This window comes from Streptomyces sp. NPDC000983 (genome assembly GCF_040299205.1).
In the GTDB taxonomy this organism is placed as follows: domain Bacteria; phylum Actinomycetota; class Actinomycetes; order Streptomycetales; family Streptomycetaceae; genus Streptomyces.
Genome location: NZ_JBEPBM010000001.1, coordinates 437,532 through 464,279 on the forward strand (window position 1 = coordinate 437,532; position 26,748 = coordinate 464,279).

Genomic DNA, 26,748 nt, shown 5'->3' on the forward strand with positions numbered 1-26,748 from the left:
GACCTTCCTTCGGCGCACCCCGAGGATCAGCAGTCATGACGCCCGGACACCACAGCACGGTCGACGGGGTGCTGCGGCGCAGCGCCCGGCGCACCCCGGCCCGCGTCGCGGTCGAGTACCGCGACCGGACCTGGACGTACGAGGAGTTCGACACGGCGGTCTCCCGCGCCGCGAGCGTCCTGCTCGCCCAGGGACTCGCCCCCGGCGACCGGGTCGGCGCCTACGGCCACAACTCCGACGCCTATCTGATCGCCTTCCTCGCCTGCGCCCGGGCGGGCCTGGTGCACGTCCCCGTCAACCAGAACCTCACCGGGGACGACCTGGCCTACCTCGTCGGCCAGTCCGGCAGTGCGCTGGTGCTGACCGACCCGGATCTGGCGGGGCGGCTCCCCGGCGGCGTACGGTCGCTGCCCCTGCGGGACGCCGACGGCTCCCTGCTGGAACTGCTCGGCTCGGCGCCCGCCCACGACGGCCCCGAGGGGCGCGGCGAGGACCTGGTCCAACTGCTCTACACCTCCGGCACCACCGCCCTGCCCAAGGGCGCGATGATGACGCACCGCGCCCTGGTCCACGAGTACCTGAGCGCCATCACCGCGCTCGACCTGAGCGCCGGGGACCGGCCCGTGCACTCCCTGCCGCTGTATCACTCCGCGCAGATGCACGTCTTCCTGCTGCCCTACCTCGCGGTCGGCGCGACCAACGTCATCCTCGACGCTCCCGACGGCGACCGGCTCTTCGACCTGATCGAAGCGGGGCGCGCGGACAGCCTGTTCGCCCCGCCCACCGTGTGGATCGGCCTGGCCAACCGCCCCGACTTCGCCACCCGCGACCTCACCGGGCTGCGCAAGGCGTACTACGGCGCCTCGATCATGCCGGTGCCCGTGCTGGAGCGGCTGCGCGCACGTCTGCCGGGCCTGGCGTTCTACAACTGCTTCGGGCAGAGCGAGATCGGCCCCCTGGCGACCGTCCTCGCCCCCGACGAGCACGAGGGCCGCATGGACTCCTGCGGCCGGCCGGTGCTCTTCGTCGACGCGCGGGTGGTCGACGAGGACGGCAAGGACGTGCCCGAGGGCTCCCCCGGCGAGATCGTCTACCGCTCGCCGCAGTTGTGCGAGGGCTACTGGGACAAGCCCGAGGAGACCGCCGAGGCGTTCCGCGACGGCTGGTTCCGCTCCGGGGACCTCGCCGTGCGCGACGCGGACGGCTACTTCACGATCGTGGACCGGGTGAAGGACGTCATCAACTCCGGTGGCGTCCTGGTCGCCTCCCGGCAGGTCGAGGACGCGCTCTACACCCATGAGGGCGTCGCCGAGGTCGCGGTGGTCGGACTGCCCGACGAACGCTGGATCGAGGCGGTCACCGCGGTCGTCGTCCCGCGCGGTGAGGTCACCGAGGCCGAACTGATCGCCCACGCCCGCGAGAAACTCACCGCGTTCAAGGCGCCCAAGCGGATCGTCTTCGTCGACACCCTGCCCCGCAACGCCAGCGGGAAGATCCTCAAAAGGGAACTGCGGGACCGGTTCGCCCCGGCCTAGGATCGCCGCGTGCCGATCTTCACATCACCCGACGGGACCAGGCTGGCCTACCACGAGCAGGGCGAGGGCGAACCCCTGTTCGTCCTGCCCGGCGGTCCCATGCGGGCCTCCTCCTACCTCGGGGACCTGGGCGGACTGCACACCCGGCGCCGGCTGGTCCGGCTGGACCTGCGGGGCACGGGGGAGTCGCAGGCACCCGCCGATCCGGCGACGTACCGCTGCGACCGGCTCGTCGACGACGTCGAGGCCCTCCGCGAGCGGCTCGGCCCGGAGCGGATGGACCTGCTCGCGCACTCCGCCGGCGGCAGCCTCGCCATGCTCTACGCCGCCCGCCACCCCCGCCGGGTGCGCCGCATGGTCCTCGTCACCGCCAACCCGTGGGCGCTGGGCACCCCCGCGACACCCGAGCAGCGCAGGGCCGCCGCGCTGCTGCGCAAGGGCGAACCCTGGTTCGAGGAGGCGTACCCGGCCCTCGACGCCTGGCTCACCGGCACCGGCGACGCCGGACCGGACAGCGCGCCCTTCTTCTACGGCCGCTGGGACGAGGCGGCCCGGCTGCACGACGCCCTCGGGGACGAGGAGTTCAACGACGCGGCCGCCGGCGTGTACGGCTCCGAGGGCGCCTTCGACCCGCCCGCCACCCGCGCCGCCCTCGCCCGGCTGACCGCCCCGGTGCTGGTCCTGGCCGGCGAACGGGACGGCGCCCCCGACCCCGCCCTGGCCCGCCGGACGGCGGAGTTCTTCCCGCGGGGCGAACTCGCCGTCCAGCCGGGCGGCGGCCACTTCCCCTGGCTGGACGACCCGGCGTGGTTCACGCGGACGGTGGCCGCCTTCCTCGACCGGGCCGAAGCCGAGGACGACAGCCGCCCCGACGGCGTCGATGGCGCCGAGGAGGTCAGTCGCGCGGACCGTACGCCGTCATGAACCGGTCCCGGAACTGGTTCATCGGCCACTGGGGCGCGTCCTCGGCCGGCTTGATGCCGTCGGTCCAGCCCCAGTCGGCGATCCGGTCCAGCACCTTCGGATCGCGGGCGACGATCGTGATCGGGACGTCCTTGCTGCGGCTGCCCGCGGTGACCGTCGGCACCGGCTGGTGGTCGCCCAGGAAGACCAGCACCGTGTCGTCGTCGCCGTAGCGCTCGACGTACTCCACGACGCTGCGCAGCGAGTACTCGATGGCGTTGGCGTACTCGGCGCGGACGCTGTCGGGGTCCTTCCAGACCTCCTTGGGGTCCTTGCCCTGTTCCTTGATGCCGTGGAAGACCGAGCCGTCCCCGAGGTCCTCCCAGTCGATCATGTGCGCGACCGGGGCCCACGGGTTGTGGCTGGAGGCCAGGATGATCTCGGCCATGATCGGCTCGCGGTCCTTCTTGCCGCGCTCCAGGCGTTCGAAGGCCTCCAGGCTGAACTGGTCCGGTACGGGCGTCCAGCTGAAGTACGGTCCGTGATAGCCCAGTTGCTCGGAGTCGTAGATGTGGTCCAGGGCGAAGAACTCGCCCTCCGGCCAGGCCCTGCGCACCCCGGGCACGATGCCGACGGTGCGCCAGGCGCCGGTCTTGCGGAAGTAGCTGTTGAGCGTCGCCCGGTCGCTGGTGGTCAGACTCCGGTACCGCTGCTGGTTCTTGATCCACAGTCCGGACAGGAACGTCGAGTGGGCGAGCCAGCTGCCGGCGCCCGTCACGGGGGAGCGCAGCCAGGCACTGCGGGAGGAGAACCCGGCCTTCTCCAGCCGGTCGGTGCCCTCGTCGAGGACCGTGTCGATCTGCCCCGCCATCGCCGGATCGTCGATCGCCACCCGGCCGTAGCTCTCGATGAAGGTGAACAGCACGTCCTTGCCGCGCAGTCCGGTCAGCAGCTGATCGGGCGGGGTGGCGGCGAACGCGTCCACGGCCGCCTGTTTCTCGAAGACCTCCGCGTCCCGCAGCCCGGCCCGCACCTGCTCGACGCGGTTGTCGACGTAGTCCGCGTTTATCTTCGAGGCGATCGGCACATCGGTGAACTGCACGCCCAGCGTCACGCAGGTGATCCACGCGGTGCCGAGGATCAGCGTGGTCCGCGCCGCGACCGGACGGTGGCGGACCATCAGGTTCGTGATCCGCACCGCCGACAGGGTCGTCGCGACCAGCACGCCCGCCAGCAGCACCAGCACCCCCACCACGGCGAGGACCTGGCCCGTCCGCCCGAACGTCTCGCGCAGGAAGTCGGTCGCGTCGTCGAGCAGTATCCAGTCCAGGACCAGGTCGAACGGGCGGGCCAGCACCTGGTAGAAGCCCATGTCCAGGAACTTCAGCACCGTCAGCACACCGAGCAGGGCGCCCGTGGTGACGGCGGCGATCCGGCGGGGCCGCGGCGGCAGCGACAGCAGCAGGCCCGCCAGCAGGACGCCCTCGGCGGGGATCCGCACGAACGCGTCGAACGTCAGCCGCTCCACCCGGTTGGGCAGCACCAGCGCGCACAGCAGGAGCACACCGGCCAGGACGGTGACGGACACGGAGACGCCCCGGGCCGCCCGTGGACGGCGTTGCCGCCACCCACGCGGTCCGGGGCGCTCCTCGGTGCCCTCAGCGCTCTCGGCGCCCTGGTCCCGGTCCTCCTCCGTCTCGGCCTCCGGCAGTTGCCCCGCGACTTGCGACACCCGTGGTTCCTTCCCTGCGTTCCGTCACCATGCGTACGGTCGGCCGTCGACTTGCGTTCACAGCTCGGGCCGGTCGAAACGCACACGGTACGCGGCGGGAGGACGGGTCGGCGCGGGACACCGGCGCCGGGGGCGGGTCAGGTGCCGAACTTGCGACGTTCCACGCACAGCGCCCAGATGATGAGCGCCGAAATCCCGATCAGCACCACCGACCACACCGGGTAGTACGGCAGGGAGAGGAAGTTGGCGATGATCACGAGGGCACCGATGGCCACTCCGGAGACCCGTGCCCAGGTCGCCTCACTGAACAGACCCAGGGAGACAAGCACGGCGACCACGCCGAGGATCAGGTGGATCCAGCCCCAGCTGGTCAGGTCGAACTGGAACACGTAGTTGGGGGTGTTGACGAACACTTCGTCCTCGGCGATGGCCATGATGCCGCGCGTGATGCCGAGCACACCGGCGATCATCAGCATCACCCCCGCGAAGACCGTCATGCCCTCCGCCCAGCTCTGCTTCGCAGTCATACCGCTGCCCTCGTCTCTTGTCGTGGGGCCGGCCTCAGACGCCGGTTCCAGGAGTGGCGGATTCCGGCTGCTTGCGGGCACCGGCCGGACCGCTGTCGGTGAGGATCAGCTCCTTCGCCCGACGGAACTCCTCGTCCGTGATGGACCCGCTCTCCTTCAGCCGCGACAGCTTGGTCAGCTCGTCGGCGTGGCTCGGCCGGGCGGAGCCGGTGCCGGCCGTTTCCCGGACGTAGGAGTCGAAGGCATCCTGCTGGGCCCGCGCCTGTTCGATCTCCCGGCGCCCCATGTTCTTGCCCCGGGCGATGACGTACACCAGCACACCCAGGAAGGGCAGGATGATGACGAAGACGAGCCAGCCCGCCTTGGCCCAGCCGCTCAGCACGTCGTCGCGGAAGATGTCCACGACGATCCTGAACAGCAGGATGAACCACAGGATCCACAGGAAGAACCACAGCATCGCCCAGAAGGTGCTCAGCAGCGGGAAGTCGTACGCGAGGTACACGCCTTGGCTCATGTTGTCGCCTCCGTCCGGGCGCGGTGCCCGAGAGTCGTTGTCCGTTTCTCAGCGTGCGGGGGAGCGGGGGTGGTGGCTTCACCCTCAGTGGGTGATCCGGCGGACGGCCTGCCGCCAGGCGAACGCGACCGCCACCTCCATCACGCCCAGCAGGACCAGCCACAGACCGAGCAGCCTGGTCAGGGCCACCGCCGACTCACTGGGCAGCGCCAGTACGACGATGCCGGCGACGATGCCCAGCAGGGCCGCGCCGAGCAGCACACCGCGGTGCGGCAGGCCCTTCGCGGCGAGTGCCGCGTAGGCGGTCAGCAGTCCGGACACCAGCCAGACGACGCCGACGATCACCGACAGCGCCGCGATGGTCTGCAGCGGGTTGCGCAGACACAGCACCCCGGCCAGCACGAACAGCACCGAGATCAGCAGTCCCGGCAGCCGCTCGCCGCGCTCCTGGCCGAAGACCGCAACGAACCGGAAGCCGCCCGTGACCAGCAGATACAGCCCGAACAGGACGGCCACGACGTGCAGGGTCGCGTCCGGCCACACCAGCAGCAGGACGCCCGGCAGCAGGGTGGCGAGCGCCGAGCCCAGCATCCAGGTCCACGAGCCGCCCAGGCGGCCGAGGACGTCCTCGGGGTCGCCGGAACCGGCGCGACCCGTCCCGCCGGGCGGCTGCCCGGTTCCGGTCGGCCGCGCCGACATGTGCGATTCGGTCATGGCTCCTCCTCGCCCTCGGGGGCGCGCCGCCGCCGGGCACCGGCGGGACGGGTGTGTGGAGTTCCCACCCGGACAGCGTCGCGCCTCACCCCCCGCAGCGGATCACCCGCCAAGGGTGATCCGTGGCCGACGGGCGCGGGAAAGGGTGGAGGCTCGGCCGGCATCCTGGCCGAGTCGCCCGGACGAGGAGGCGGTCATGACCCCAGGGAGCGCGTTCTCCCACTCCCGGACCCCGGCCGAGCGGGCCGCAGCGGGCAAGGAGGCACGCTCGCGGGTGCCCCGCCTGGCCCAGGCCCGGTTCGACCCCGGACCGGGGCGCTTCGACCCGATCGACGTCATCGAGGGCCAGTCGCTGACCCGGCTCCAGGACCTGATCCCCATCCGCTACGGCCGCATGCTGGAATCGCCGTTCCGCTTCTACCGCGGCGCCGCCGCGATCATGGCGGCGGACCTCGGGGCCGCCCCGGACACCGGGCTCACCGTCCAGCTCTGCGGCGACGCCCATCTGCTGAACTTCCGGCTGCTGGCCTCACCCGAGCGGCACCTCGTCTTCGACATCAACGACTTCGACGAGACCCTCGCCGGACCGTTCGAATGGGACGTCAAACGGCTCGCCGCCAGCTTCGTCATCGCCGCCCGCGCCAACGGCTTCGGCACCGCCGAGCAGAACCGGGCGGTACGCGAGTGCGTCCGCTCCTACCGCGAACGCATGCGGGAGTTCGCCGGCATGCACACCCTGGACATCTGGTACGCCCAGGACGACGTCGACCACATGCGGACCCTGATGGCCGCGGCCATGGACAAGAAGGCCCGCAGGCGCACCGAGCAGGCCACCGCCAAGGCCCGCACCCGCACCCACATGCAGGCGTTCGAACGCCTCACGAGGAACACCCCCCAGGGCCGCCGGATCGCCCCCGACCCGCCGCTGATCACACCCCTCGCCGATCTGGGCGGCCCCGAGGAAGCCGCCCAGTGGAAGGAACTGGCCGCCGTCATCGACCAGTACACGACCAGCCTCTCCTCCGAGAAGCGGCATCTCCTGAGCCACTTCCGGGTGGCCGACATGGCCCGCAAGGTGGTGGGCGTCGGCAGCGTCGGCACCCGCTGCTGGATCCTGCTGATGCTCGGCCGCGACGACGACGATCCGCTCCTGCTCCAGGCCAAGGAGGCCCAGCAGTCGGTGCTCGCCGCCCAGACGGGCGGCGACCCCTGGGACAACCAGGGCCGCCGGGTGGTCAGCGGGCAGCGGCTCATCCAGACCACCAGCGACATCTTCCTCGGCTGGACCCATGTAGTGGGCCTCGACGGACAGGGCCGTGACTTCTACGTCCGCCAGCTGCGCGACTGGAAGGGCATCGCCCGCCCCGAGACCATGGACCCGCGGATGCTGGACCTCTTCGCCCATGTCTGCGGGGCCTCCCTGGCCCGCGCGCACGCCCGGTCCGGCGACCCCGTCGCCATCACCGCCTACCTCGGCGGCAGCGACCGCTTCGACCGCGCGCTCGCCGAGTTCGCCCAGAGCTACGCCGACCAGAACGAGCGGGACTTCGCGGCACTGGCCGCGGCCGTGCGCTCGGGCCGGGTGACCGCCCGGGACCTGTGACCGGGACAGTGTGAACCGCGCCGCCGGGGACGACACCCCGGCGGCGCGGTTGCTGTGCTGCGCATGCCCGTCACTCGGGCTGGCGGCGCATCTCCACGATGCGCAGGCCCAGCGACTGGCAGCGGGCCACCAGACCGTAGAGATGCGCCTCGTCGACCACCGAGCCGAACAGGATGGTCTGACCGGCCATCACCACATGGTTCAGCTCGGGGAAGGACTTGACGAGCGTCTCCGACATCTGCCCGTCGACGCGGATCTCATAGCGCATGGCCGATCTCCCGCGGATGGCGTGGGGCGGGCGGAACTGCACCCCGTACGTTCGATACTCCGACCCGGCGCGGCCCGCGTCCTCACCCGGCACAGGTGATAGCCGCGACGATCGCTCTCAGTGCTTCACGAACAGTTTGACGGCGACGACGATCAGCCCGAGCAGCAGATTGACCAGCGCGGAGACGGTCACCAGCCGCCGGGACGCCCCCGCCCGTACGGCGGCCCGCACCGACCAGCCGACCTGGCCCGCCACCGCGACGCAGAGCGCCAGCCAGACGGCTCCCTGCACGTCGAGACCCAGCAGCGGACTGACCAGCACCGCCAGCGCGGGAGGCAGACAGGCCCGCAGGATCGGCCACTCCTCACGGCACACGGACAGTACGGCCCGCCGGTCCAGCGCCTGCCGAGCCAGACGCTCCCCGAAGACCTTCGCGTGCACATGCGCGAGCCAGAACACCAGCCCGGTCAGGAGCAGCAGCACGACCAGCTCCACCCGGGGGAAGTTCCCGAGCGACCCCGCACCGAGCACCACCGACGCGGCTAGCAGCGAGCCGTAGACACCCCCGGTGAAGTCCTCGTGGGCCCGCCGCTCGGCCCGGCGCGCCCGGCGTGCCGAACGGCCGTGCCCGGCCGCCTCCTGGGACGTCACGACACCCCTCCGGGTCCCGGCGCGGGGCCGCTCCCGGCCGCCGGTGCCGGGTCCTTCCCGGGCGGCCGTACGGTGTCGCCGCGGCCCGGCAGCCGCGGGGTGATCAGGAAGCTCACCAGGGTGATCCCGCCGGCCGCCAGCACGGCCGCCTTCAGACCGCGCAGCTGCGCCGACGCGTAGGAGTCCGCGACGGCCTCCACCTCGGCGGGCGGCAGCCCGGCCGCCTCCGCGGCGGAGCGGACCTCGTCGGTGGGGACGAAGGCGATCCCGGCCTCCAGGGCCACGGCCGCCTGCTCCTTGGTCGCCTCCGACAGCCGCGGGTCGTCCTCCACATGGGTGGTGAACGCCTGCGCGAGGGCGCCGATCAGCAGCGACCCGATCAGGGCGGTGCCGAGCGCGGAGCCCAGGTTCTGGGCGGTGTACTGCAGCCCGCCGACCTCGCTGCGCTCGTCCTCGGCGGCACTGGACTGCACGATGTTGCCGAGCTGCGACACGAGCAGCCCCATGCCCAGGCCGAGCAGGGCCATGGCCGCGCCGAACTGGAGGTCGTCGATCTCCGGGTCGAGGGTCGCCAGCAGCCAGACGACGGCGGCCGCCAGCGTCAGCAGGGCGGCCCTGACCAGGGTGCGCGCCGGGACCTGCCGGGCGAACCGTGAGGCGCCCAGCGACGCGACGAGCATGGTGACCGAGACCGGCAGCAGCCGCAGCCCGGTCTCGAAGGCGTCGAAGCCCTGGACGACCTGGAGATAGAGCGGGATGGTGAAGAACAGCCCGAGCAGGATCAGGTTCTGGCTGAGCATCGTGCACAGCCCGGCCCGCAGCGCCGGCCGCTCCATGACCGCCAGATGCACCAGCGGGTCCTCGCCGCGCCGGGTCCGCCGGCGCTCCCAGTGCGTGAACGCGGAGAGCACGAGCGCCGAGAGGCCGATCACGAACAGCGTCGGCGCGAAGCCGAAGACCGTGAACGGCGGGTTGCGGGGCTCGACCCAGCCCCAGGTGCCGCTCTGCAGCACACCCAGGACGCCCAGAGCGAGCCCGGCCGCGGACAGCGTCGCGCCCACCGCGTCCATCCGGGGGCGCGGTCCGGTCCGCGGGACCTCCTTGACCATCCGGTGGCACAGCAGCATCGCCACCACGAGCACCACCTCGCCGGCGAACACCAGCCGCCAGGTCAGGTACGTCGTCACCCAGCCGCCGAGCAGCGGCCCCACCGCGATCCCCGCGCCGGCCAGCCCCCCGATGACGCCGTACGCCACCGCCCGGTCCCGGCCCCGGTAGGACTCCGCGACCAGGGCCGCCATGGCCGGCAGCACCATCGCGGCGCCGAGCCCCTCGATCACGGACCAGCCGATGGCCAGCACCCACACGCTGGGCGCCACCGCGGTGAGCCCCGAGCCGATGCCGTACACGACCAGCCCGACGAGGAAGAGCCGTCGGCGGCCGAGGATGTCGCCCAGTTTGGCGCCGACGGCCATGAACGCGGCCATCATCAGCGCGTACAGGGTGATCACGGCCTGGATGGCGGTGACCTCGGTGTCGAAGTCCTCGACCAGCTGACTGATCGAGACGTTCATGACGGAGGTGTCCAGGACCATCAGGAACTGGGCCGTGCCGAGCACGATCAGAGCCCGCCAGTGCGCCAAGGTGCCACCTCGCTCAGTCGGCCCGGGGCGCCGGCGGGCGGCCGGGCGGCGGCCGTTCGTCCACGGCCGTCGCTTCCATGTCACCCGAGGCGTCCCGAGCGCGCCTCACCCGCGACGGGGGAGAACCCGTGCCCGGCCCGGGCCGGGTTCACAGCAGGCCCCGCTCACGGGCCCGCCGTACGGCGTCGGTGCGCCGGTTGACGGCCAGCTTGCGGAAGACGCCCTTGAGGTGCGTCTTGACCGTGTTCACGGAGACGAACAGGTCGGCGGCGATCTCCTCCGTCGACATCATGTCCGCGAGACGCACCAGCACATCGTGCTCGCGGGCGCTGAGCTCCTCCACCAGGAGCGGTCCGCCCTCGGCGGGCCGGTCGCGGCCCGGCAGCAGCCAGCCCTCGGCGAGCGCCTCCGCCTGCCCCGTGCCCAGCAGCCGCCGGACCCAGGGCCCGGCCTCCAGGAACGGCCGGCGCAGCCGCTCCCGGCGGGCTTCCGTCAGCGCCCGGGTCAACAGCCGCCGGGCGGCCGCCGGATCGCCGTTGCGGTCGACGGCCTGCGCCCGCACCAGCAGGGCGGGCACGGTGACCGCGGGTCCGGCCTCCTCGTCGGCGGGCAGCGCGTCGAGGACGTCGAGCGCCGGACCGGGCCGGCCGGCGGCGAGCAGGGCGCGCGCGGTCTGCACCGCGCAGACCGGCTGGCCGTCGGGGGCGCCCGCGAGCGCCCGCACGGCGTCCTCGGGGCGGTTCTCGGCGAGGTACGCCGCGCACACGACGGCGGCCGCCTGACCGCGCTCCCAGGGGGAGACCGCGTCGGCGGCGACGGCGGGTCCGGCCGCGGCGAGCGCCGCCGAGGTGTCGCCCCGCGCCAGCCGCAGCCGCGCCGTGGTCAGGGCGCGGACGGCCGCCGTCACCGGGTCGTCGGGCCCGGCCGGACCGGACGCCGCGGCCTCCTCCAGGAGGTGCTGCGCCTCGTCGAGCTCATGGCGTTCCACCGCGACCGCGGCCCGGACCAGGTATCCCGTCCCGGACCCGGCGGACGCGGGCAGCCCGTACCGCTCGGTCTCGGACTGCGCCGCCAGGGCCTTGTGCTCGGCCCGGTCGAGCCAGCCCTCCAGATAGTCGATGAGGGCGAGATGACTCAGGCCGTCCTGACGCGGACGCGTCGTCGCCGCCCCCGGCGGACAGGTCACGACGGCGTCGAGGGCGTCGCGCGCCTCCTTGAACCGGCCGGCCCACAGCCGGGCGGTGCCCAGGTGGGTCAGGAGCAGGGCGTCGTACTCGGGATGCTGTTCGAGCAGCCGGGCGGGGACGTCGCCCTGGAGCAGCCGGGCCGCGTGGGCCGCCCGCTCGGCCCGGTCCGGGGCGCCGGACAGCCGGGCGGCGTGGGCCTCCAAGAGGGCGCAGCCGAGCCGGGCGGCGGCGGGGTCGGTCGCCTCGTCGGTCAGGGTCCGCTCGGCCTGGCGCAGATGGGCCAGCGCCCGCTCCACGTCGTGGTGGTTCAGGGCGCGGGCGGCGCGGACCAGTTCGGCGGCGGGGGTCCTCGTCCCCGGGTCCATCCGGGAGAACAGGTCCGCCAGGCCCTCGGCGCGCAGCCCCGTGAAGAGCTGCCCGACGGCCAGGTCGTCGACGAGGGCGGCCGTGGTGAACTCCCAGTCGCCCGCCTCGGCGCCGTGGGCGAGCGCCTCGGGGAGGTAGCCGGAGGCCCGCAGCCAGCGCGCCGCCCGGCGGTGCAGCCGGGGACGCGTCCCGGGCAGGGTCACCTCCAGATGGGACCGCAGGATCTCCCCGAAGAGCGGGTGCAGCCGGTACCACGAGTGCCCCAGGGACTCCACGAAGGCGTTCTGGCGGCGCAGCCCGTTCAGGATCGACTCGGCGTCGAGCCGGCCGGTGAGGGAGTTGGCGAGCGCGGGGGAGAAGCGTTCGAGGACGCTGACCCGCAGCAGCAGGTCCTGGGTCTCGGCCGGCTGACGCCTGAGCACCTCGCCGAGCAGGTAGTCGGCGACTGTGCTCTGTCCGGCCTCGAACTCCTTGAGGTAGAGCTCGGCGTCGTCGGCCTCCTGCGCGGCCAGCGCGCACAGCCGCAGTCCGGCCGCCCAGCCGCCGGTGCGCTCCACCAGGGAGCCGGCGGCCGCCACGGACAGCCGCAGCCCGTGCAGCCCGACCAGGCCGACGGCCTCCTCGGGGGTGAAGGCGAGTTCGGCGTTGCGGATCTCGGTGAGGGTGCCGGCCGCGCGGTAGCGGTGCAGCGGCAGCAGCGGCTCGTTGCGGGTGACCAGGACCAGCCGCAGGCAGGGTCCGGCGTGCTGGAGGACGAACTCCACCTGCTCGCTGATGGCCGCTCCGGTCACCCGGTCGTACTCGTCGAGGACGACGACCACGGGCCGGTCCCGGGCGGCGAGGGCGACGGCGAGCCGGGCCAGCAGACCCCGGTCCACGCGGTGCGCGTCGGCGGGGAACCCCACGTCGGCGGGGTCGAGTACGCCCTGGTGGTGCAGGGCCTCCAGCAGATACGCCCAGAACAGGCCGGGCGTCTGGCCGGTGTCGGCGGTGAGCCAGACGACGGGCCCCTCCAGGCCCGCGGCCCAGTCGGCGACCAGCAGGGTCTTGCCCGCTCCGGCCGCGCCGTTGACCATCGTCAGCGGGGTCGTCCGGCCCTGGTCGAGCCGACGGTGCAGACGGGCGCGGCGCAGGAAGGTGGCGGGGCGGGCGGGTATCGCGAAGCGCCCGGGGAGGTACGGCGCGCCCAAGGGGTCGACGCCCGCGGCCGAGGGACCGTGCCCACCCTGATCGACCGCAACCATGCCGACCACCACCATTCATCAGGCCATGGTCAGTGTTCCTCCTCAAGAATCCCAGTTTCTCCGCATATCGGCATGCGATAAGGAGCCGCGCGGCCCCTCCGGCCCCCTCTCCGGGGCTCTGATCAGGAACGGAAGGCCGTCACCCGGAGGGTGGAACGGGGCGCACCCGAGGCGCCGCGCCGGTAAGCGCCACGGCCGTCCGGTCGGGGCGCCGCCCACCCCCGCTCCGTCGCTACCCCTCCGCCGTCCCGGCGTCGCTCGCGGCCGTCTCCCGGGCCCACCGGTAGTCCGCCTTGCCGCTGGGGGAGCGCCGGATCGAGTCGGTGACCACCAGCCGGCGAGGGATCTTGTACCCGGCGAGCCGGGAGCGGCAGTGCGCCTGGACGTCCGCCAGGGACGGCCGCTCCGCGCCCTCGCGCAGTTGCACCACCGCCGCCACCCGGTGCCCCCACTTCGCGTCGGGCACCCCGGCGACCAGCGCGTCGTAGACGTCGGGATGGGACTTCAGGGCCTGCTCGACCTCTTCCGGGTACACCTTCTCGCCGCCGGTGTTGATGCACTGCGATCCGCGGCCGAGGACCGTGACCACGCCCTCCTCGTCGACGGTCGCCATGTCCCCGAGCAGCACCCAGCGCGCGCCGTCCCGCTCGAAGAAGGTCTCCGCGGATTTCGCCGGGTCGTTGTAGTAGCCGAGCGGTACGTGCCCGCACTGGGCGACCCGCCCCACCACGCCCGGCCCGACCGGCGCCCGGGTCACCGGATCGACCACCTGCGTACGGGAGTTGACGCGGATGCGGAAACCGCGCTCCGGCCCGGCGTCCTCGGTGGCGGTGCCGTTGAAGCCGGACTCGGAGGAGCCGAAGTTGTTCAGGAGCAGTACGTGCGGGACCAGTTGGAGGAACTGCCGGCGCACCGTCTCCGACATGATCGCCCCGGACGACGACACCGAGAACATCGAGGAGCAGTCCGTGCCCTTCATCGGCCCGGCGAGCGCGTCGATGAGCGGGCGGAGCATCGCGTCACCGACCAGCGACATGCTGGAGACCTTCTCCTTCGCGATCGTGCGCAATGCCTCCTCGGGCACGAACTTGCGGTGCAGTACGACCCGTTGGCCGAAGTTGAAGCCGATGAACGCGGTGAGCGTGGAGGTGCCGTGCATCAGCGGGGGAGCGGGGAAGAAGGTGATCCCGGACCCGCCGGCCGCGACCCGCTCCGCGAGTTCCTCGGGCTTGCCGACCGGCTCTCCCGTGGGCGCCCCGCCCCCGAGCCCGGCGAAGAACAGGTCCTCCTGGCGCCACATGACGCCCTTGGGCATGCCCGTGGTGCCGCCGGTGTAGATGATGAACTGGTCGTCCCCGGAACGCGCCGCGAAGCCCCGCTCCGGTGAGCCGGACGCCTCCGCCTCGGTGAACGGCACCCCCACCGCCCCGTCGCCGTCCCCCACCCGCACCAGGTGCCGGAGTTTGTCCACGCGCGGCCGGGCTGCGGCCACGCGGTCCGCGAACTCCGCGTCGAAGACCACCGCCACCAGATCCGCGTCCCGGTAGAGGTAGACCAACTCCTCCTCGACGTAGCGGTAGTTGACGTTCACCGGCACGATCCGCGCCTTGAGGCAGCCGAGCACCGTCTGCAGGTACTCGACGCCGTTGTAGAGGTGCAGCCCGAGGTGTTCGCCGGGGCGGATCCCGCTGTCCAGGAGGTGGTGGCCGATCCGGTTGGCGGCGGCGTCGAGCTGGGCGTACGTCAGCCTGCGCTCCGCGCCGGTGCCGGGGTGGTCGAGGTAGACCAGCGCCTCGCGGTCCGGCACCACGTCCACGACCGACTCGAACAGGTCGGCAAGGTTGTACTCCACCGCTCCTCCTGACCTCGCTGTCCCGGGATGCCGGTCATCAGAGCAAAGGGCGGCACGAGTGTGAAGACTCCGCGCACAACAAATCTGACTGACTGTCAGAAAACTCTTGAAGTGCTCCGCCGCCTCCTGCAACCTGTTCTCGTTCTCGAGAGGGGAGACGGGCGATGAGTGGAACCGAACACCTCACCGTGCGGCGCGAGGGCGCCACACTCGTCCTCACGCTCAACCGGCCCGAGGCGAAGAACGCGCTCTCGCTGCCCATGCTCGTCGGCCTGTACGACGGCTGGACCGAGGCCGACGAGGACGACACCGTCCGCTCCATCGTGCTGACCGGCGCGGGCGGCGCGTTCTGCGCGGGCATGGACCTCAAGGCCCTGGCGGGCAAGGAGATGACCGGACAGGAGTACCGGGACCGGCTCACCGCCGACCCCGACCTGCACTGGAAGGCCATGCTCCGCCACCACCGCCCGCGCAAACCGGTGATCGCCGCCGTCGAGGGTCCCTGCGTGGCCGGCGGCACCGAGATCCTCCAGGGCACCGACATCCGCGTCGCCGGCGAGTCCGCCGTCTTCGGCCTCTTCGAGGTCAGGCGCGCACTCTTCCCCATCGGCGGCTCCACGGTCCGGCTGCAACGCCAGATCCCGCGCACCCACGCCCTGGAGATGCTGCTCACCGGCCGCCCCTACAGCGCCGAGGAGGCCGCCGGCATCGGCCTGATCGGGCATGTCGTCCCCGACGGCACCGCCCTCGACCGGGCCCTGGAGATCGCCGAACGGATCAACGCCTGCGGCCCGCTCGCCGTCGAGGCCGTCAAGGCGTCCGTCTACGAGACCGCCGAGCTGACCGAGACCGAGGGCCTCGCGGCCGAACTCAAGCGCGGCTGGCCCGTCTTCGACACCGCCGACGCCAGGGAAGGCGCCCGCGCCTTCGCCGAGAAGCGGCCGCCCCGCTACGAGCGCCACTGAAGGAGACCCGGCATGCCCGAAGTCCTCAAAGCCCCCCTCGTCGTCGAGTTCCCTTTCACCCGCTCCCTCGGTCCCGTCCAGAGCACCTTCCTCACCGGACTGCGCGAACGCGTCGTCCTCGGGGTGCGCACCGGCGACGGCCGCACCCTCGTCCCACCCGTCGAGTACGACCCGGTCACCGCCGAGGAACTGACCGAACTCGTCGAGGTCGCCCCCACCGGCACCGTCACCACCTGGGCCTGGAACCACGCCCCCCGCCGCGACCAGCCCCTGGACACCCCCTTCGCCTGGGTCCTGGTCCGCCTCGACGGCGCCGACACCGCCCTCCTGCACGCCCTCGACGCACCCGGCCCCGACGCCGTCCGCACCGGAATGCGCGTCCGCGTCCGCTGGGCCCCCGAACGCACCGGCGCCATCACCGACATCGCCTGCTTCGAACCGTACGACGGCGAGGCCGACCGGCCCGGCGGCCACCCGGGCGAGTTCGCGAACCCGGTCACCGGCATCGTCGCCGCCGCCCGCCTCGACTACACCTACTCGCCCGGCCGCGCCCAGAGCGCCTACATCGAGGCCCTCGCCGACCGGCGCAACGTCGGCGAACGCTGCCCCTCCTGCCGCAAGGTGTACGTCCCGCCCAGGGGCGCCTGCCCCACCTGCGGCGTCGCCACCACCGAACGGGTCGAGGTGGGACCGCACGGCACGGTCACCACCTTCTGCATCGTCAACATCAAGGCGAAGAACCTCGACATCGAAGTCCCCTACGTCTACGCCCACATCGCCCTCGACGGCGCCGGACTCGCCCTGCACGGCCGCATCGCCGGCATCCCCTACGACCAGGTCCGCATGGGCCTGAGAGTCGAACCGGTGTGGACCGAGGGCGCCCGCTACCCCGACCACTACCGGCCGACCGGCGAACCCGACGCGGACTACGACACCTACAGGGAGCTGCTGTGACCCGCGAGATCGCCGTCGTCGCCTTCGCCCAGACCGACCACCGGCGCACCACCGCCGACCTCTCCGAGGTCGAGATGCTGATGCCCGTCCTGCACCGGGTCCTCGACTCCACCGGGCTGAGGACCGCCGACATCGGCTTCACCTGCTCCGGCTCCAGCGACTACCTCGCCGGCCGCGCCTTCTCCTTCACCCTCGCCCTCGACGGCGTCGGGGCCTGGCCCCCGATCTCCGAGTCGCACGTCGAGATGGACGGCGCCTGGGCCCTGTACGAGGCGTGGACCAAACTCCTCACCGGCGACGCGGACACCGCCCTCGTCTACTCCTACGGCAAGTCCTCCCCCGGACCGCTGCGCGACGTGCTGACCCGCCAGCTCGACCCGTACTACGTGGCACCCCTGTGGCCCGACTCCGTCGCCCTCGCCGCCCTCCAGGCGCAGGCCCTCATCGACGCCCACGAGACCGACGAGCGGGAACTGGCGACGATCGCCGCCCGCAGCCGCACCACCGACAACCCGCACGCCCAGCTCCGAGGCCCGGTACCGCAGGGCGACTACCTCGTACGGCCCCTGCGCACCGGCGACTGCCCGCCCATCGGCGACGGCGCCGCCGCCGTGATCCTGGCCGCCGGCGACCGGGCCCGGGACCTGTGCGCCCGGCCCGCCTGGATCCGCGGCATCGACCACCGCATCGAGGCCCACTCCCTGGGCGTCCGCGACCTCACCGACTCGCCCTCCACCCGGCTCGCCGCCCAGAAGGCCGGAGCCTTCCTGCGCCCCGTCGACACCGCCGAACTGCACGCGCCCTTCACCGCCCAGGAGGTCGTCCTGCGCAAGGCGCTCCGCCTGGGCGACGACGTCCGCGTCAACCCCTCCGGCGGGGCGCTCGCCGCCAACCCGGTCATGGCCGCCGGACTGATCCGCATCGGAGAGGCCGCCGCCCGCGTCCACCGCGGCGAGTCCGACCGCGCCCTCGGCCACGCCACCTCCGGCCCCTGCCTCCAACAGAACCTGGTCGCCGTACTGGAAGGGGATCCGCGATGAGCAAGGAACCCGTGGCCGTCGTAGGGATCGGCCAGACCAAGCACGTCGCCGCCCGCCGGGACGTCTCCATCGCCGGGCTGGTCCGCGAGGCGTCCCGGCGGGCCCTGGACGACGCCGAACTGACCTGGGCCGACGTCGACGCGGTCGTCATCGGCAAGGCACCCGACTTCTTCGAGGGCGTCATGATGCCCGAGCTGTACCTCGCCGACGCGCTCGGCGCGGTCGGCAAACCCATGCTCCGGGTCCACACGGCCGGCTCGGTCGGCGGCTCCACCGCCCTCGTCGCCGCCGCCCTCGTCGCCTCCCGCGTCCACGGCACCGTCCTCACCTGCGCCTTCGAGAAACAGTCCGAGTCCAACGCGATGTGGGGCCTGTCCCTGCCGGTCCCCTTCCAGCAGCCGCTGCTCGCCGGAGCGGGCGGCTTCTTCGCCCCGCACGTCCGCGCCTACATGCGGCGCAGCGGAGCCCCCGACACCGTCGGCTCCCTCGTCGCCTACAAGGACCGGCGCAACGCCCTGAAGAACCCCTACGCCCACCTCCACGAGCACGACATCACCCTGGAGAAGGTCCAGTCCTCGCCCATGCTCTGGGACCCCATCCGCTACTCCGAGACCTGCCCCTCCTCCGACGGCGCCTGCGCGATGGTCCTCACCGACCGCGCCGGCGCCGCCCGCGCCCCCCACCCGCCCGCCTGGATGCACGGCGGCGCCATGCGCAGCGAACCCACCCTGTTCGCCGGCAAGGACGCCGTGTCCCCCCGGGCCGGCAAGGACTGCGCGGCCGACGTCTACCGGCAGGCCGGCATCGCCGACCCCCGCCGGGACATCGACGCCGTCGAGATGTACGTGCCGTTCTCCTGGTACGAGCCGATGTGGCTGGAGAACCTCGGCTTCGCCGCCGAGGGCGAGGGCTGGAAACTCACCGAGTCCGGGGTGACCGAACTCGACGGCGACCTGCCCGTCAACATGTCCGGCGGGGTGCTCTCCTCCAACCCCATCGGCGCCTCCGGCATGATCCGCTTCGCCGAGGCCGCCCTCCAGGTGCGCGGCCGGGCGGGGGAGCACCAGGTGGCGGACGCCCGCCGCGCCCTCGGACACGCCTACGGCGGCGGATCGCAGTTCTTCTCCATGTGGCTGGTGGGATCGGAGCCGCCCGACTCGTGAAACGGGCTTCACAAAGGTCCCCCTCACGTGGCCTGTCGGCACCACGGGCCGCTCGCTAGGCTGGCCGCGGACGACGAACCGGGAGGAGCACGGACGTGGCCGAGAGCACCATCCAGCAGCAGCCGCCCATCGGTTGGGACAAGCCGGAGCTGGACCTCAGCAACGCCGATTGGCACTCGAGCAGCCGCGGTCTGGGAGACGTCCAGATCGCCTTTGTGGAGGGTTTCATCGCGATGCGCAACAGCGGCAGCCCCCAGAGCCCTTCCCTGATCTTCACCCCCGCGGAATGGGGCGCGTTCGTCTCGGGCGCGCGGGAGGGCGAGTTCGACCTCACCTGAGCCGGACGCGCCGGACCCGCCGGACCCGGTCCGGCGGGCCGATCCCGCCCCAGCCGGCGGAATGAACACCTCCGCAGCCGACCCGGCCCCGGCGCGGCCGGGCGCCCTCGCGGCGCGCCCTCACGGCGCGGTGGAGACGGGGCGCCCAGCCGTCATGGACCCGCCCCGGACACGTACCATGGCGGCATGTCGTTCCTCCGCCGCCGCAGCGCCACGCCCGCCGGGCCCGACTTCGACGTCCTGGCCATGGACCCGGGCGACTGGCCCGGCAATCTGGGCGCCGGACTGCTGCCCGCCCCCGACGGCAGCTGCCAGGGTGTCTTCCTGCGCTACGACCTGTTCGGCGGCCGCGGCCCCGCGATGATCATCGGCAATCTCCCCGAGGGCTCCCCGGCCCGCGAGGTCGCCGAGGGCGAGATCCCCTTCGAGGTCGCCCAACTGCTGCTGGCCCTGGAGAACGACGAGGAGATCACCGTCGTCAGCACCGAGGACGTCCCGGTGATGCAGGGCGACAACCTCCTCATCGTGCGCCGGCTGAAGCTCTCCGAGGGCCGGATCTCCTGCGTGCAGTTCGACCGCAGCGACAACGTCCTGGTGACCATCGCCGCCTGGGACCGTCCCATCACCGACGACCTCTACGCCCTGCTGAAGCCCCTGCCCGCGGAGCTGTTCCAGCAGGGCTGAGGCCCGCCGTGCCCTACCGGGCCGAGGACACCACCTCCACGTCCGCGGCCCTGACGAACGCCACCCGGTGGCCGAACTGGATCTCGTAGTACAGGTCCTCGCCGGTCACCACCCGGTGCGTGGCCTCGTCGAAGGTCACCGCGTAGTAGTACTGACCGGGAACCCTGTCCCCGACCACGTACCTCTGCCCCGCGAGCAGCTGGTACGGCAGCGGTGAGACCGGCTGGACGGGTACCCCCTCCGGGTAGGCGGACGCCTCCGGGTAGGCCCTCCCGTACACAGGGACGCTCTCCACGCCCTCCTTCGCCCGCACCACGAGCCCCTTCGCGGGGACGGCGGTCGGCGCCTTCGCCGGGTTGTGGAACCAGGCCCGCTGCCCCAGGTACCAGATCGAGGTCCAGTCCCCGTCCCGTCCGGCGACCGCGAACCGCTGCCCGGTGGAGACCCGCGAGGACAGGTCGTTCACCCCGGTGGTCGGCGTGATCCCCAGACCGATGTCCTTGATCAGCGGGTACGACTCACCGGGCCCGGAGTACAGCCGTACCGCGCTCGAACCGTGCGGGGCGCAACTCTGCCCCGCGGTCGTGCAGCCGGTGTACGACGGCTGGTGGGTGGCGTAGTCGGGGCGGATCGTGACGAGTCCGCCGTGCTTCCCGGCGGTCGGCACCAGCGGGCGGCCGAGCAGCTCGAAGTAGTGCCGCCAGTCCCAGTAGGGGCCCGGGTCGGTGTGCATGTTCCGGATCGTCGCCGCGGTCGGCCCCGGCACCGTGTCGTGGCCGAGGATGTGCTGCCGGTCCAGCGGGATGCCGTACCTGCGCGCCAGGTACTTCACCAGCCGGGCCGACGAGCGGTACATCGCCTCCGTGTACCAGGCGTCCGGGTTCGCCAGGAACCCCTCGTGCTCCAGACCGATCGACTTCGCGTTGACGTACCAGTTGCCCGCGTGCCAGCCGACGTCCTTCGCCTTCAGATGCTGGGCGATGTGACCGTCGGTGGAGCGCAGGGAGTAGTTCCACGAGACGTACGTCGGGTCCTGGACGAGGTCGAGGACCCCCTCCCAGGCGCCCTCGGTGTCGTGCACGACGATGTAGTCGATGCTCTGCGAGCCCGGCCGGTCGCCCAGGTCGTGGTTGCCGTAGTCGCCGTCCCCGAACTCCTCGTACGGGGCCGGGATCCACTCGCAGGACACCGACGCCGGGCACTCCGTCCCACCGGCGGCCGGGGCGCGCAGCCCGGCGTCCGCCAGGGTGCCGGTGTCGGGCGTGAGTTCCGGCCGCGCGGCCAGGGCGACCCGCTGCCCCGTGTCGGTGACCCGCTCACCGCCGGTGCGCAGCACCGAGTACACCTCGTCGGCGTAGGCGGCGGCCGTCGCGCGGTCGTCGGCTCCCGAGAACAGGGCCACGGCCCCGTACCAGTCCGCCGGGTCCGCGCTCGGGGGCGCGCCGAGCCGCCGCTGGGCCGCGGCGAGCAGGGCCGCGCCGCCCGCCACATTGGCGGCGGGGTCGGTACGCAGCCGCTCGGCGCTCAGCCCGGTCAGCTCCGCCGCCCTCGGCAGCGTCCTCAGCCGGGCCGGCACCTCGCCGGCCGACCCGATCCGCTCCTCGGGGACGAGCGCCGGGCGGGCCTGGTCGCCGCGGGCGTCCTCCGCGCCCTCGCTGTGGTGGACGGCCCCGGCGAGCGCCGTCCGGGCGTCGGTGAGATGCATGGGGCCGTAGCCGCCGGTCACACTCGGCGCTCCGGCGTGCGCGTCCCAGCGGGACTGGAGATAGGAGACACCCAGCAGCACGCTGCGCGGGACGCCGTACTCGGCCGCGGCGTCGGCGAACGCCGACTGCAGACTCGGGGCCGGGTGCGGGGCGGGGGCGGGAGCCGCGCCGACCAGGGGCAGCAGCAGCGCGGCGGAGGCCACCGGAACGGCGGCTCTCCTCGGAGTGGTGACGGATCGTCGCAAAGCAGCCTCCTGGGACGGTCGGGTGCGATGAGCCGTGCGGGGCACAACGATGCGTCCGTGCTACCGGCCGGCCGACGATCCGTCAATCACGCCCAGGAGTGGGGGAGGTGGGGGACGCACGAAGGTCCGCGGTGCGCCGTTCTTCGGGGCGCGCCGCGGACCGCCGTCCCCGTCAGCGAGTGCCGACCGCCGCGCGCACGGCCCGCCGGGCCATCTGGCAGTCGTCGTGCAGCCGCCTGAGCAGCAGCCGTTGTTCCTCGCCGGACGGCGCAGCACCCGGGTGGGCCATCCCCGGTGCCGCCGGGGTCGTGTCGTGCATCGAACGCTGCACGGCCGTCTCGTAGGTGCGGATCTCCCGGGTCAGCACCAGCATCAGGTTCACCAGGAAGGCGTCCCGCGAGGCGGGGCCCGCCGTCTGGGCGATCTGGCTGATGTGCCGGCGCGCGACCGGTGCGTCCCCGAGGACCGACCAGAGGGTCGCCAGGTCGTAGCCCGGCAGGTACCAGCCCGCGTGCTCCCAGTCCACCAGCACTGGACCGGCCGGTGAGAGGAGGATGTTCGAGAGCAGTGCCTCGCCGTGGCAGAACTGGCCCATGCCCTGCCGGCCCGCCGAGTGCGCGATGCCGTGCAGCAGCTTCTGGAGGTCGCCCATGTCGCGGTCGGTGAGCAGCCCCAGCTCGTGGTAGCGGGAGATGCGCGCCGGGTAGTCCAGCGGGGCGTCGAAGGTGCCGGCCGGCGGCCGCCAGGCGTTGAGCCGGCAGATCGCCGCGAGTGCCGCCTTGACGTCCGCCCGGGGCGGTGCCTCGACAGGGTGGCGCTGGAGCGCCGCCACACGTCCCGGCATCCGCTCGATCACCAGGGTGCAGTTGTCCGGGTCCGCCGCGATCAGCCGGGGCACCCGCACCGGGGGGCGGTGCCGGACGAACGAGCGGTAGGCCGCTATTTCGTGCCGGATCCGCTCCGACCACACCGGGGAGTGGTCCACTAAACACTTGGCGACGGCCGTGCTGCGTCCTGTCGTCCCCACGAGGAGCACGACCCGCCCGCTGCGGCGCAGGACCTGGACCGGGGCGAACTCCGGGCAGATCCGGTGCACCGACGCGATGGCCGTACGCAGCTGGGCGCCCTGGGGGCCGGACAAGTCGAGTCTCCCGCTGAGCGGTTGCGTGCCGAGCCCCGGGGCGCGGCGCGTCCGTCCCGTCCCGAGGACGGGGGAGGCCGAGCGGGCGGGGTCGAGGTAGGGGCCGCTGCCCGCCGGGCGGGGGTGCAGCGTCCGGGGCGGGGCGGACACGGAGGACGATGCTGCGTACATGGGCTGAACAGATCCCTTCGTGTGCCTGCAGTGCCTGTGAAGCGCAAGTGCGCTACCCGACCCGGTCACCCGGGCGCACCCTGGGGAGTACGCCTTTTGCCTGGCGGCGACCGGGTCGGGGTGGCGCGTTCCTACCTGACACCCGTTGCCCAGTGGCACACCATCTGGCGCACCCTGGCGAACCCTGGCGAATAGTCGCCCGGCAACTCTCACCGGGCTACTGTCAACTCAGCCGAGAACCTGGGGGCTTGACGTGAACGGACAACCCAACTCCCGCCTCGCGGACCTGTTCGGCCTGGCCGGCTGGTCCAAGGGTGAACTCGCGAGGCTGGTCAACCGGCAGGCGGCGGCCATGGGCCACCCCCAGCTGTCGACCGACACCTCACGGGTGCGGCGTTGGATCGACATGGGAGAGATCCCGCGCGATCCGGTGCCGAGGGCGTTGGCGGCTCTGTTCACCGAGCGACTCGGCCGTGTCGTGACCATCGAGGACCTCGGTCTGGTCCGGCACGGGCGTACGGGAAAACGGCAGGGCGGCGGGAATGCGGAACATCCCGACGGCGTGCCGTGGGCGCCCGAGCGGACGGCTGCGGTCCTCACCGAATTCACGGGAATGGACCTCATGCTCAACCGACGCGGCTTGGTGGGCGCGGGTGCCGCGCTCGCCGCGGGATCCGCACTCAGCAGCGCCATGCACGACTGGCTGCAGACCGATCCGACTCTCACCTCCGACGCTCCCCGATTCGACGATCCCCTGCACGCCGACCCCGCCGGGTTCGACCGCTACGAGGCCGCCCCCATCGGGTCGCAGGAGATCGAGGAGCTGGAGCGCTCGGTGGAGGTGTTCCGTGCCTGGGACGCGGCCCGCGGTGGCGGGCTGCAACGCAAGGCAGTGGTGGGACAGCTCAACGAGGTGGGCGGCATGCTCGCCTACCACCACCCCGAACACCTCCAGCGGCGCCTGTGGGGCGTCGCGGCCAACCTCGCCGTCCTCGCGGGCTGGATGTCGCACGACGTCGGCCTGGAGCCCACGGCCCAGAAGTACTTCGTCATCGCCGCCCACGCGGCCCGTGAGGGCGGCGACCGGCCCCGCGCCGGGGAGGCGCTCTCCCGGGCGGCCCGCCAGATGGTGCACCTGGGTCGGCCCGACGACGCGCTGGACCTGATGAAGCTCGCCCGTTCCGGCTCCGGCGACGAGGTGCTGCCGCGGACCCGGGCGATGCTCTACACCATCGAGGCCTGGGCACAGGCGTCCATGGGCAAGGGCCAGGCGATGCGCCGCACCCTGGGACAGGCGGAGGACCTGTTCGTCTCCGAGCGGGGCGACGTGCCGCCCCCGAGCTGGATGCAGACCTTCAAGGAGGAGGACCTGTACGGCATGCAGGCCCTCGCCTACCGCACGCTGGCCGAGTACGAGCCGCAGGCGGCCGCGCACGCCCAGCACTACGCGGAGAAGGCCCTGTCCCTGCGGGTCGACGGCCGGCAGCGGTCGAAGATCTTCGACTTCCTGTCCATGGCCTCGGCCTGCTTCATCGCCGACGACCCCGAGCAGGCCGACCGCTACGCGCGGCTGGCGCTGGTCTCGATGGGCTCCAACTCCTCGCACCGCACCTGGGACCGGCTGCGGCAGATGTACCGGCTGACCGCCGAGTACTCCAGCTATCCGAGGATCAACGAACTGCGGGAGGAGATCAGGCTGGCCCTGCCGAAGCCGGCGAAGGGCGGCAGCAGCGCACGGGCATAGGGGCCTGTGCGCTCGACGGAACGGCGTCGGTCGGCCTCGTTGCAGACGGTCGGTCGGCGGGTAACCACGTCGGTCGGCGGACAACGGTGTCCGCCGGACGAACGGGTGTTGTCAGTGCGTCACCCTGGCGACCAGTACACAGGCGTCGTCGGCGTCGAACTCCTCCACGACCATCCGCAAGCAGTCCTGGGCGGTGTCCGCCGTGTCCAGGCGCGGGGCCAGGTCGAGGAGGCGGTCCAGGCCTTCCGTCTCGCTGTGCCCGGACACCAGTTGGTCGGTGTGCAGGAGCAGCAGGTCGCCGGTCTCCAGTGCCGTTTCGGCCTGTCCGTAGGCGGCACCGGTCGTCGCGCCCAGCAGCACGCCGTCCGGTGACCGCAGTCTGCGCCCCGTCCCGCCGCGGAACAGCAGTGGGGCGGGGTGTCCGGCCTGCGCCCAGACCAGGGTGCGGGTGCGGGGCCGGTAGCGGCAGCAGACCGCGCTGCCGAGGGCCGGCTGCACGGTGGCGTCGAGGAGTTGGTTGAGCCAGGACAGCAGCTGTCCCGGCTCGGTGCCGGCCATCGCCATGCCGCGCACGGCGCCCAGCAGGGTCGCCATGCCCGAGGCGACCGACACTCCGTGCCCGGTGAGGTCGCCGACGCTCAGCAGGGTCTCGCCGTCGGGGAGTTCGAGGGCGTCGTACCAGTCGCCGCCGATCGGTGAACCGGAGCCGGAGGGGAGGCAGTGGGCGGCCAGGTCGAGGCTCTGGGGGCCCTGGTGCGGCCGGCGCAGCGAGCCCCGCCACGGCGGCAGTACGGCTTCCTGGAGCTCGGCCGCCAGCCGGTGCTCGGTCTCCTCGCGGTGCCGCTGGCGCTGGAGGGTGTCCTCGGTGTCGCTCACCGCGCGCTGGCTGAGCCGCAGTTGGCTGACGTCCCGGAGGACGGCCCACATGGAGGCGGTGCTGCCGTCGCCGCCGAGCACGGGCTCGCCCATCATGTGGACGGTCCGGACCTCTCCGTCGGGGCGCAGGACGCGGAACTCCCCGTCGATGGGCTTGGCGTCGATGAGGCAGTCGGTGACCATCGAGGTGAGCTTGGGCCGGTCCTCGTCGAGGACCAGGGAGGGCAGTTCGTCCAGGGTGAGCGGGGGAGCGGAGGTGTCCCGGCCCAGGATCTGGTACAGCTCGCCGGACCAACTCGCCTCGTCCGTCAGGAGGTTCCACTCCGCGCTGCCCACCCGGCTGAGCAGGGAGCCGCCGTGCGGTGCGGACGGCACGGGGTCGGCGGCGGGGGCCGTCGGCACCGGCGGCGGTCCCTCCCGCAGTTGCGCCAAGTGGGCGTCGAGGTCGTCGAGTTGGGTCAGGGCCAGATCGCACAGGGCGCGCTGCCAGCGTTCCTGGGGGTCCGTGCCGTCACCGGGCGTGTCCCGTCGCACGGCGTCCACGTCGCCTTTGAGCCGCCGCGCCTGCGATATCAGCGCTTCGACCGAGCCGCGTCCGGGCGGCTGGGCCGCTGGGCGGTCCGCGGAGAGATGGGACGGCATGACGCACTCCGGTGAAGGGGACGGTACGGCCAAATGCGACGGAGGGACCGCTACGACTGTTGCACAGCCCGCGACGCGCTGTAAGGGATTTGGCAACACCCGATACGGTGGTGCACCTGGCATATGCCACAGTCTTTTCGGTGGCGTTCCCTCGTACCGATGAGGTAGGTCCTCACTGCGTCAAGTCGTAGTCGGAGTACGTGATGTGACGGTGTGTCGAGACTGTCGGTCGAGGGTCCTGGTGCGTGTTCGACGGCCACCAGTTCGAGTATTCCGCGGCCCAGTGTGGCGGCTTCGGGCGGTTTCGTGGTCGTAAAGGGAAAACGCCTGGATTCGATGT

General features: G+C 72.5%; 22 protein-coding genes. 10 read left to right on the forward strand and 12 right to left on the reverse strand.

Annotated features, from left to right (window positions below; translation table 11 throughout):
• Positions 1-35: 35 nt before the first annotated feature.
• Together ABT296_RS01710 and ABT296_RS01715 are read left to right on the forward strand one after the other, a co-directional pair.
• Entirely contained in the window at positions 36-1,535 is a 1,500-nt protein-coding gene (locus tag ABT296_RS01710; RefSeq protein ID WP_351922358.1) for an acyl-CoA synthetase, read from the forward strand.
• Between the two features lie 9 nt (positions 1,536-1,544).
• Entirely contained in the window at positions 1,545-2,459 is a 915-nt protein-coding gene (locus ABT296_RS01715; RefSeq protein ID WP_351922359.1) for an alpha/beta fold hydrolase, read from the forward strand.
• On the opposite strand, the gene ABT296_RS01720 is transcribed toward ABT296_RS01715, so the two are convergent.
• The 4 genes from ABT296_RS01720 to ABT296_RS01735 form a co-directional block, all read right to left on the reverse strand.
• A complete protein-coding gene (locus ABT296_RS01720; RefSeq protein ID WP_351922360.1) occupies positions 2,431-4,170 on the reverse strand; it encodes an alkaline phosphatase family protein in 1,740 nt (579 codons plus the stop codon). The two genes, ABT296_RS01715 and ABT296_RS01720, sit on opposite strands and share 29 nt — an antisense overlap.
• A 137-nt stretch (positions 4,171-4,307) precedes the next feature.
• Complete coding sequence (locus ABT296_RS01725; RefSeq protein WP_351922361.1) at positions 4,308-4,697, reverse strand: DUF7144 family membrane protein; 390 nt, start codon at positions 4,695-4,697, stop codon at positions 4,308-4,310.
• Positions 4,698-4,731: 34 nt separating this feature from the next.
• Positions 4,732-5,211, reverse strand: coding sequence for an SHOCT domain-containing protein (locus tag ABT296_RS01730; protein ID WP_351922362.1), 480 nt, complete (start codon positions 5,209-5,211; stop codon positions 4,732-4,734).
• A gap of 84 nt (positions 5,212-5,295) precedes the next feature.
• Entirely contained in the window at positions 5,296-5,925 is a 630-nt protein-coding gene (locus tag ABT296_RS01735; protein ID WP_453172326.1) for an HdeD family acid-resistance protein, read from the reverse strand.
• 196 nt (positions 5,926-6,121) lie between these two features.
• Here ABT296_RS01735 and ABT296_RS01740 point away from each other — a divergent pair, with 196 nt between their 5' ends.
• Entirely contained in the window at positions 6,122-7,528 is a 1,407-nt protein-coding gene (locus ABT296_RS01740; RefSeq protein ID WP_351922363.1) for a DUF2252 domain-containing protein, read from the forward strand.
• A 70-nt stretch (positions 7,529-7,598) separates the two neighbouring features.
• Here ABT296_RS01740 and ABT296_RS01745 read toward each other — a convergent pair whose 3' ends face one another.
• The 5 genes from ABT296_RS01745 to ABT296_RS01765 all read right to left on the reverse strand — a co-directional run bounded on the left by ABT296_RS01745 (position 7,599) and on the right by ABT296_RS01765 (position 14,739).
• A complete protein-coding gene (locus ABT296_RS01745) occupies positions 7,599-7,796 on the reverse strand; it encodes a DUF8691 family protein (RefSeq protein WP_351922364.1) in 198 nt (65 codons plus the stop codon).
• A 117-nt stretch (positions 7,797-7,913) separates the two neighbouring features.
• Positions 7,914-8,447, reverse strand: coding sequence for a hypothetical protein (locus ABT296_RS01750; protein WP_351922365.1), 534 nt, complete (start codon positions 8,445-8,447; stop codon positions 7,914-7,916).
• On the reverse strand, positions 8,444-10,090 hold the full coding sequence (locus tag ABT296_RS01755) for an MFS transporter (RefSeq protein WP_351922366.1): 1,647 nt from the start codon (positions 10,088-10,090) through the stop codon (positions 8,444-8,446). Before ABT296_RS01755 ends, ABT296_RS01750 begins: the two co-directional genes overlap by 4 nt.
• A 148-nt stretch (positions 10,091-10,238) precedes the next feature.
• Positions 10,239-12,887, reverse strand: a complete 2,649-nt coding sequence (locus tag ABT296_RS01760) for a winged helix-turn-helix domain-containing protein (RefSeq protein ID WP_351922367.1) — start codon at positions 12,885-12,887, stop codon at positions 10,239-10,241.
• A gap of 232 nt (positions 12,888-13,119) precedes the next feature.
• The gene (locus ABT296_RS01765) at positions 13,120-14,739 is read right to left on the reverse strand and encodes an acyl-CoA synthetase (protein WP_351922368.1); all 1,620 of its coding nucleotides are present in this window, start codon (positions 14,737-14,739) and stop codon (positions 13,120-13,122) included.
• Between the two features lie 164 nt (positions 14,740-14,903).
• Here ABT296_RS01765 and ABT296_RS01770 point away from each other — a divergent pair, with 164 nt between their 5' ends.
• The 6 genes from ABT296_RS01770 to ABT296_RS01795 all read left to right on the forward strand — a co-directional run bounded on the left by ABT296_RS01770 (position 14,904) and on the right by ABT296_RS01795 (position 19,883).
• Complete coding sequence (locus ABT296_RS01770) at positions 14,904-15,704, forward strand: crotonase/enoyl-CoA hydratase family protein (protein WP_351922369.1); 801 nt, start codon at positions 14,904-14,906, stop codon at positions 15,702-15,704.
• Positions 15,705-15,716: 12 nt separating this feature from the next.
• Positions 15,717-16,658, forward strand: coding sequence for a Zn-ribbon domain-containing OB-fold protein (locus ABT296_RS01775; protein ID WP_351922370.1), 942 nt, complete (start codon positions 15,717-15,719; stop codon positions 16,656-16,658).
• On the forward strand, positions 16,655-17,698 hold the full coding sequence (locus ABT296_RS01780) for a thiolase family protein (protein ID WP_351922371.1): 1,044 nt from the start codon (positions 16,655-16,657) through the stop codon (positions 17,696-17,698). Before ABT296_RS01775 ends, ABT296_RS01780 begins: the two co-directional genes overlap by 4 nt.
• Positions 17,695-18,861, forward strand: a complete 1,167-nt coding sequence (locus ABT296_RS01785) for a thiolase family protein (protein ID WP_351922372.1) — start codon at positions 17,695-17,697, stop codon at positions 18,859-18,861. The genes ABT296_RS01780 and ABT296_RS01785 overlap by 4 nt, the downstream gene beginning before the upstream one ends.
• Before the next feature lie 95 nt (positions 18,862-18,956).
• Positions 18,957-19,199 carry a DUF397 domain-containing protein gene (locus tag ABT296_RS01790; RefSeq protein ID WP_351922373.1) on the forward strand — a complete coding sequence of 81 codons (243 nt, stop codon included), beginning with the start codon at positions 18,957-18,959 and terminating at the stop codon, positions 19,197-19,199.
• Between the two features lie 186 nt (positions 19,200-19,385).
• Positions 19,386-19,883: a hypothetical protein gene (locus ABT296_RS01795; RefSeq protein ID WP_351922374.1), complete on the forward strand. Its 498-nt coding sequence runs from the start codon at positions 19,386-19,388 to the stop codon at positions 19,881-19,883.
• 13 nt (positions 19,884-19,896) lie between these two features.
• On the opposite strand, the gene ABT296_RS01800 is transcribed toward ABT296_RS01795, so the two are convergent.
• Positions 19,897-21,834 (reverse strand): N-acetylmuramoyl-L-alanine amidase, encoded by a 1,938-nt coding sequence (locus ABT296_RS01800; RefSeq protein WP_351922375.1) that lies wholly within the window; start codon positions 21,832-21,834, stop codon positions 19,897-19,899.
• A 172-nt stretch (positions 21,835-22,006) separates the two neighbouring features.
• Positions 22,007-23,146 carry an aminoglycoside phosphotransferase family protein gene (locus ABT296_RS01805; RefSeq protein ID WP_351922376.1) on the reverse strand — a complete coding sequence of 380 codons (1,140 nt, stop codon included), beginning with the start codon at positions 23,144-23,146 and terminating at the stop codon, positions 22,007-22,009.
• A 253-nt stretch (positions 23,147-23,399) separates the two neighbouring features.
• On the opposite strand from ABT296_RS01805, the gene ABT296_RS01810 reads away from it, so the two are divergent.
• Entirely contained in the window at positions 23,400-24,890 is a 1,491-nt protein-coding gene (locus ABT296_RS01810) for a DNA-binding protein NsdB (RefSeq protein WP_351922377.1), read from the forward strand.
• A 111-nt stretch (positions 24,891-25,001) separates the two neighbouring features.
• On the opposite strand, the gene ABT296_RS01815 is transcribed toward ABT296_RS01810, so the two are convergent.
• Positions 25,002-26,408 (reverse strand): PP2C family protein-serine/threonine phosphatase, encoded by a 1,407-nt coding sequence (locus tag ABT296_RS01815; protein WP_351922378.1) that lies wholly within the window; start codon positions 26,406-26,408, stop codon positions 25,002-25,004.
• Between the last annotated feature and the right edge of the window lie 340 nt (positions 26,409-26,748).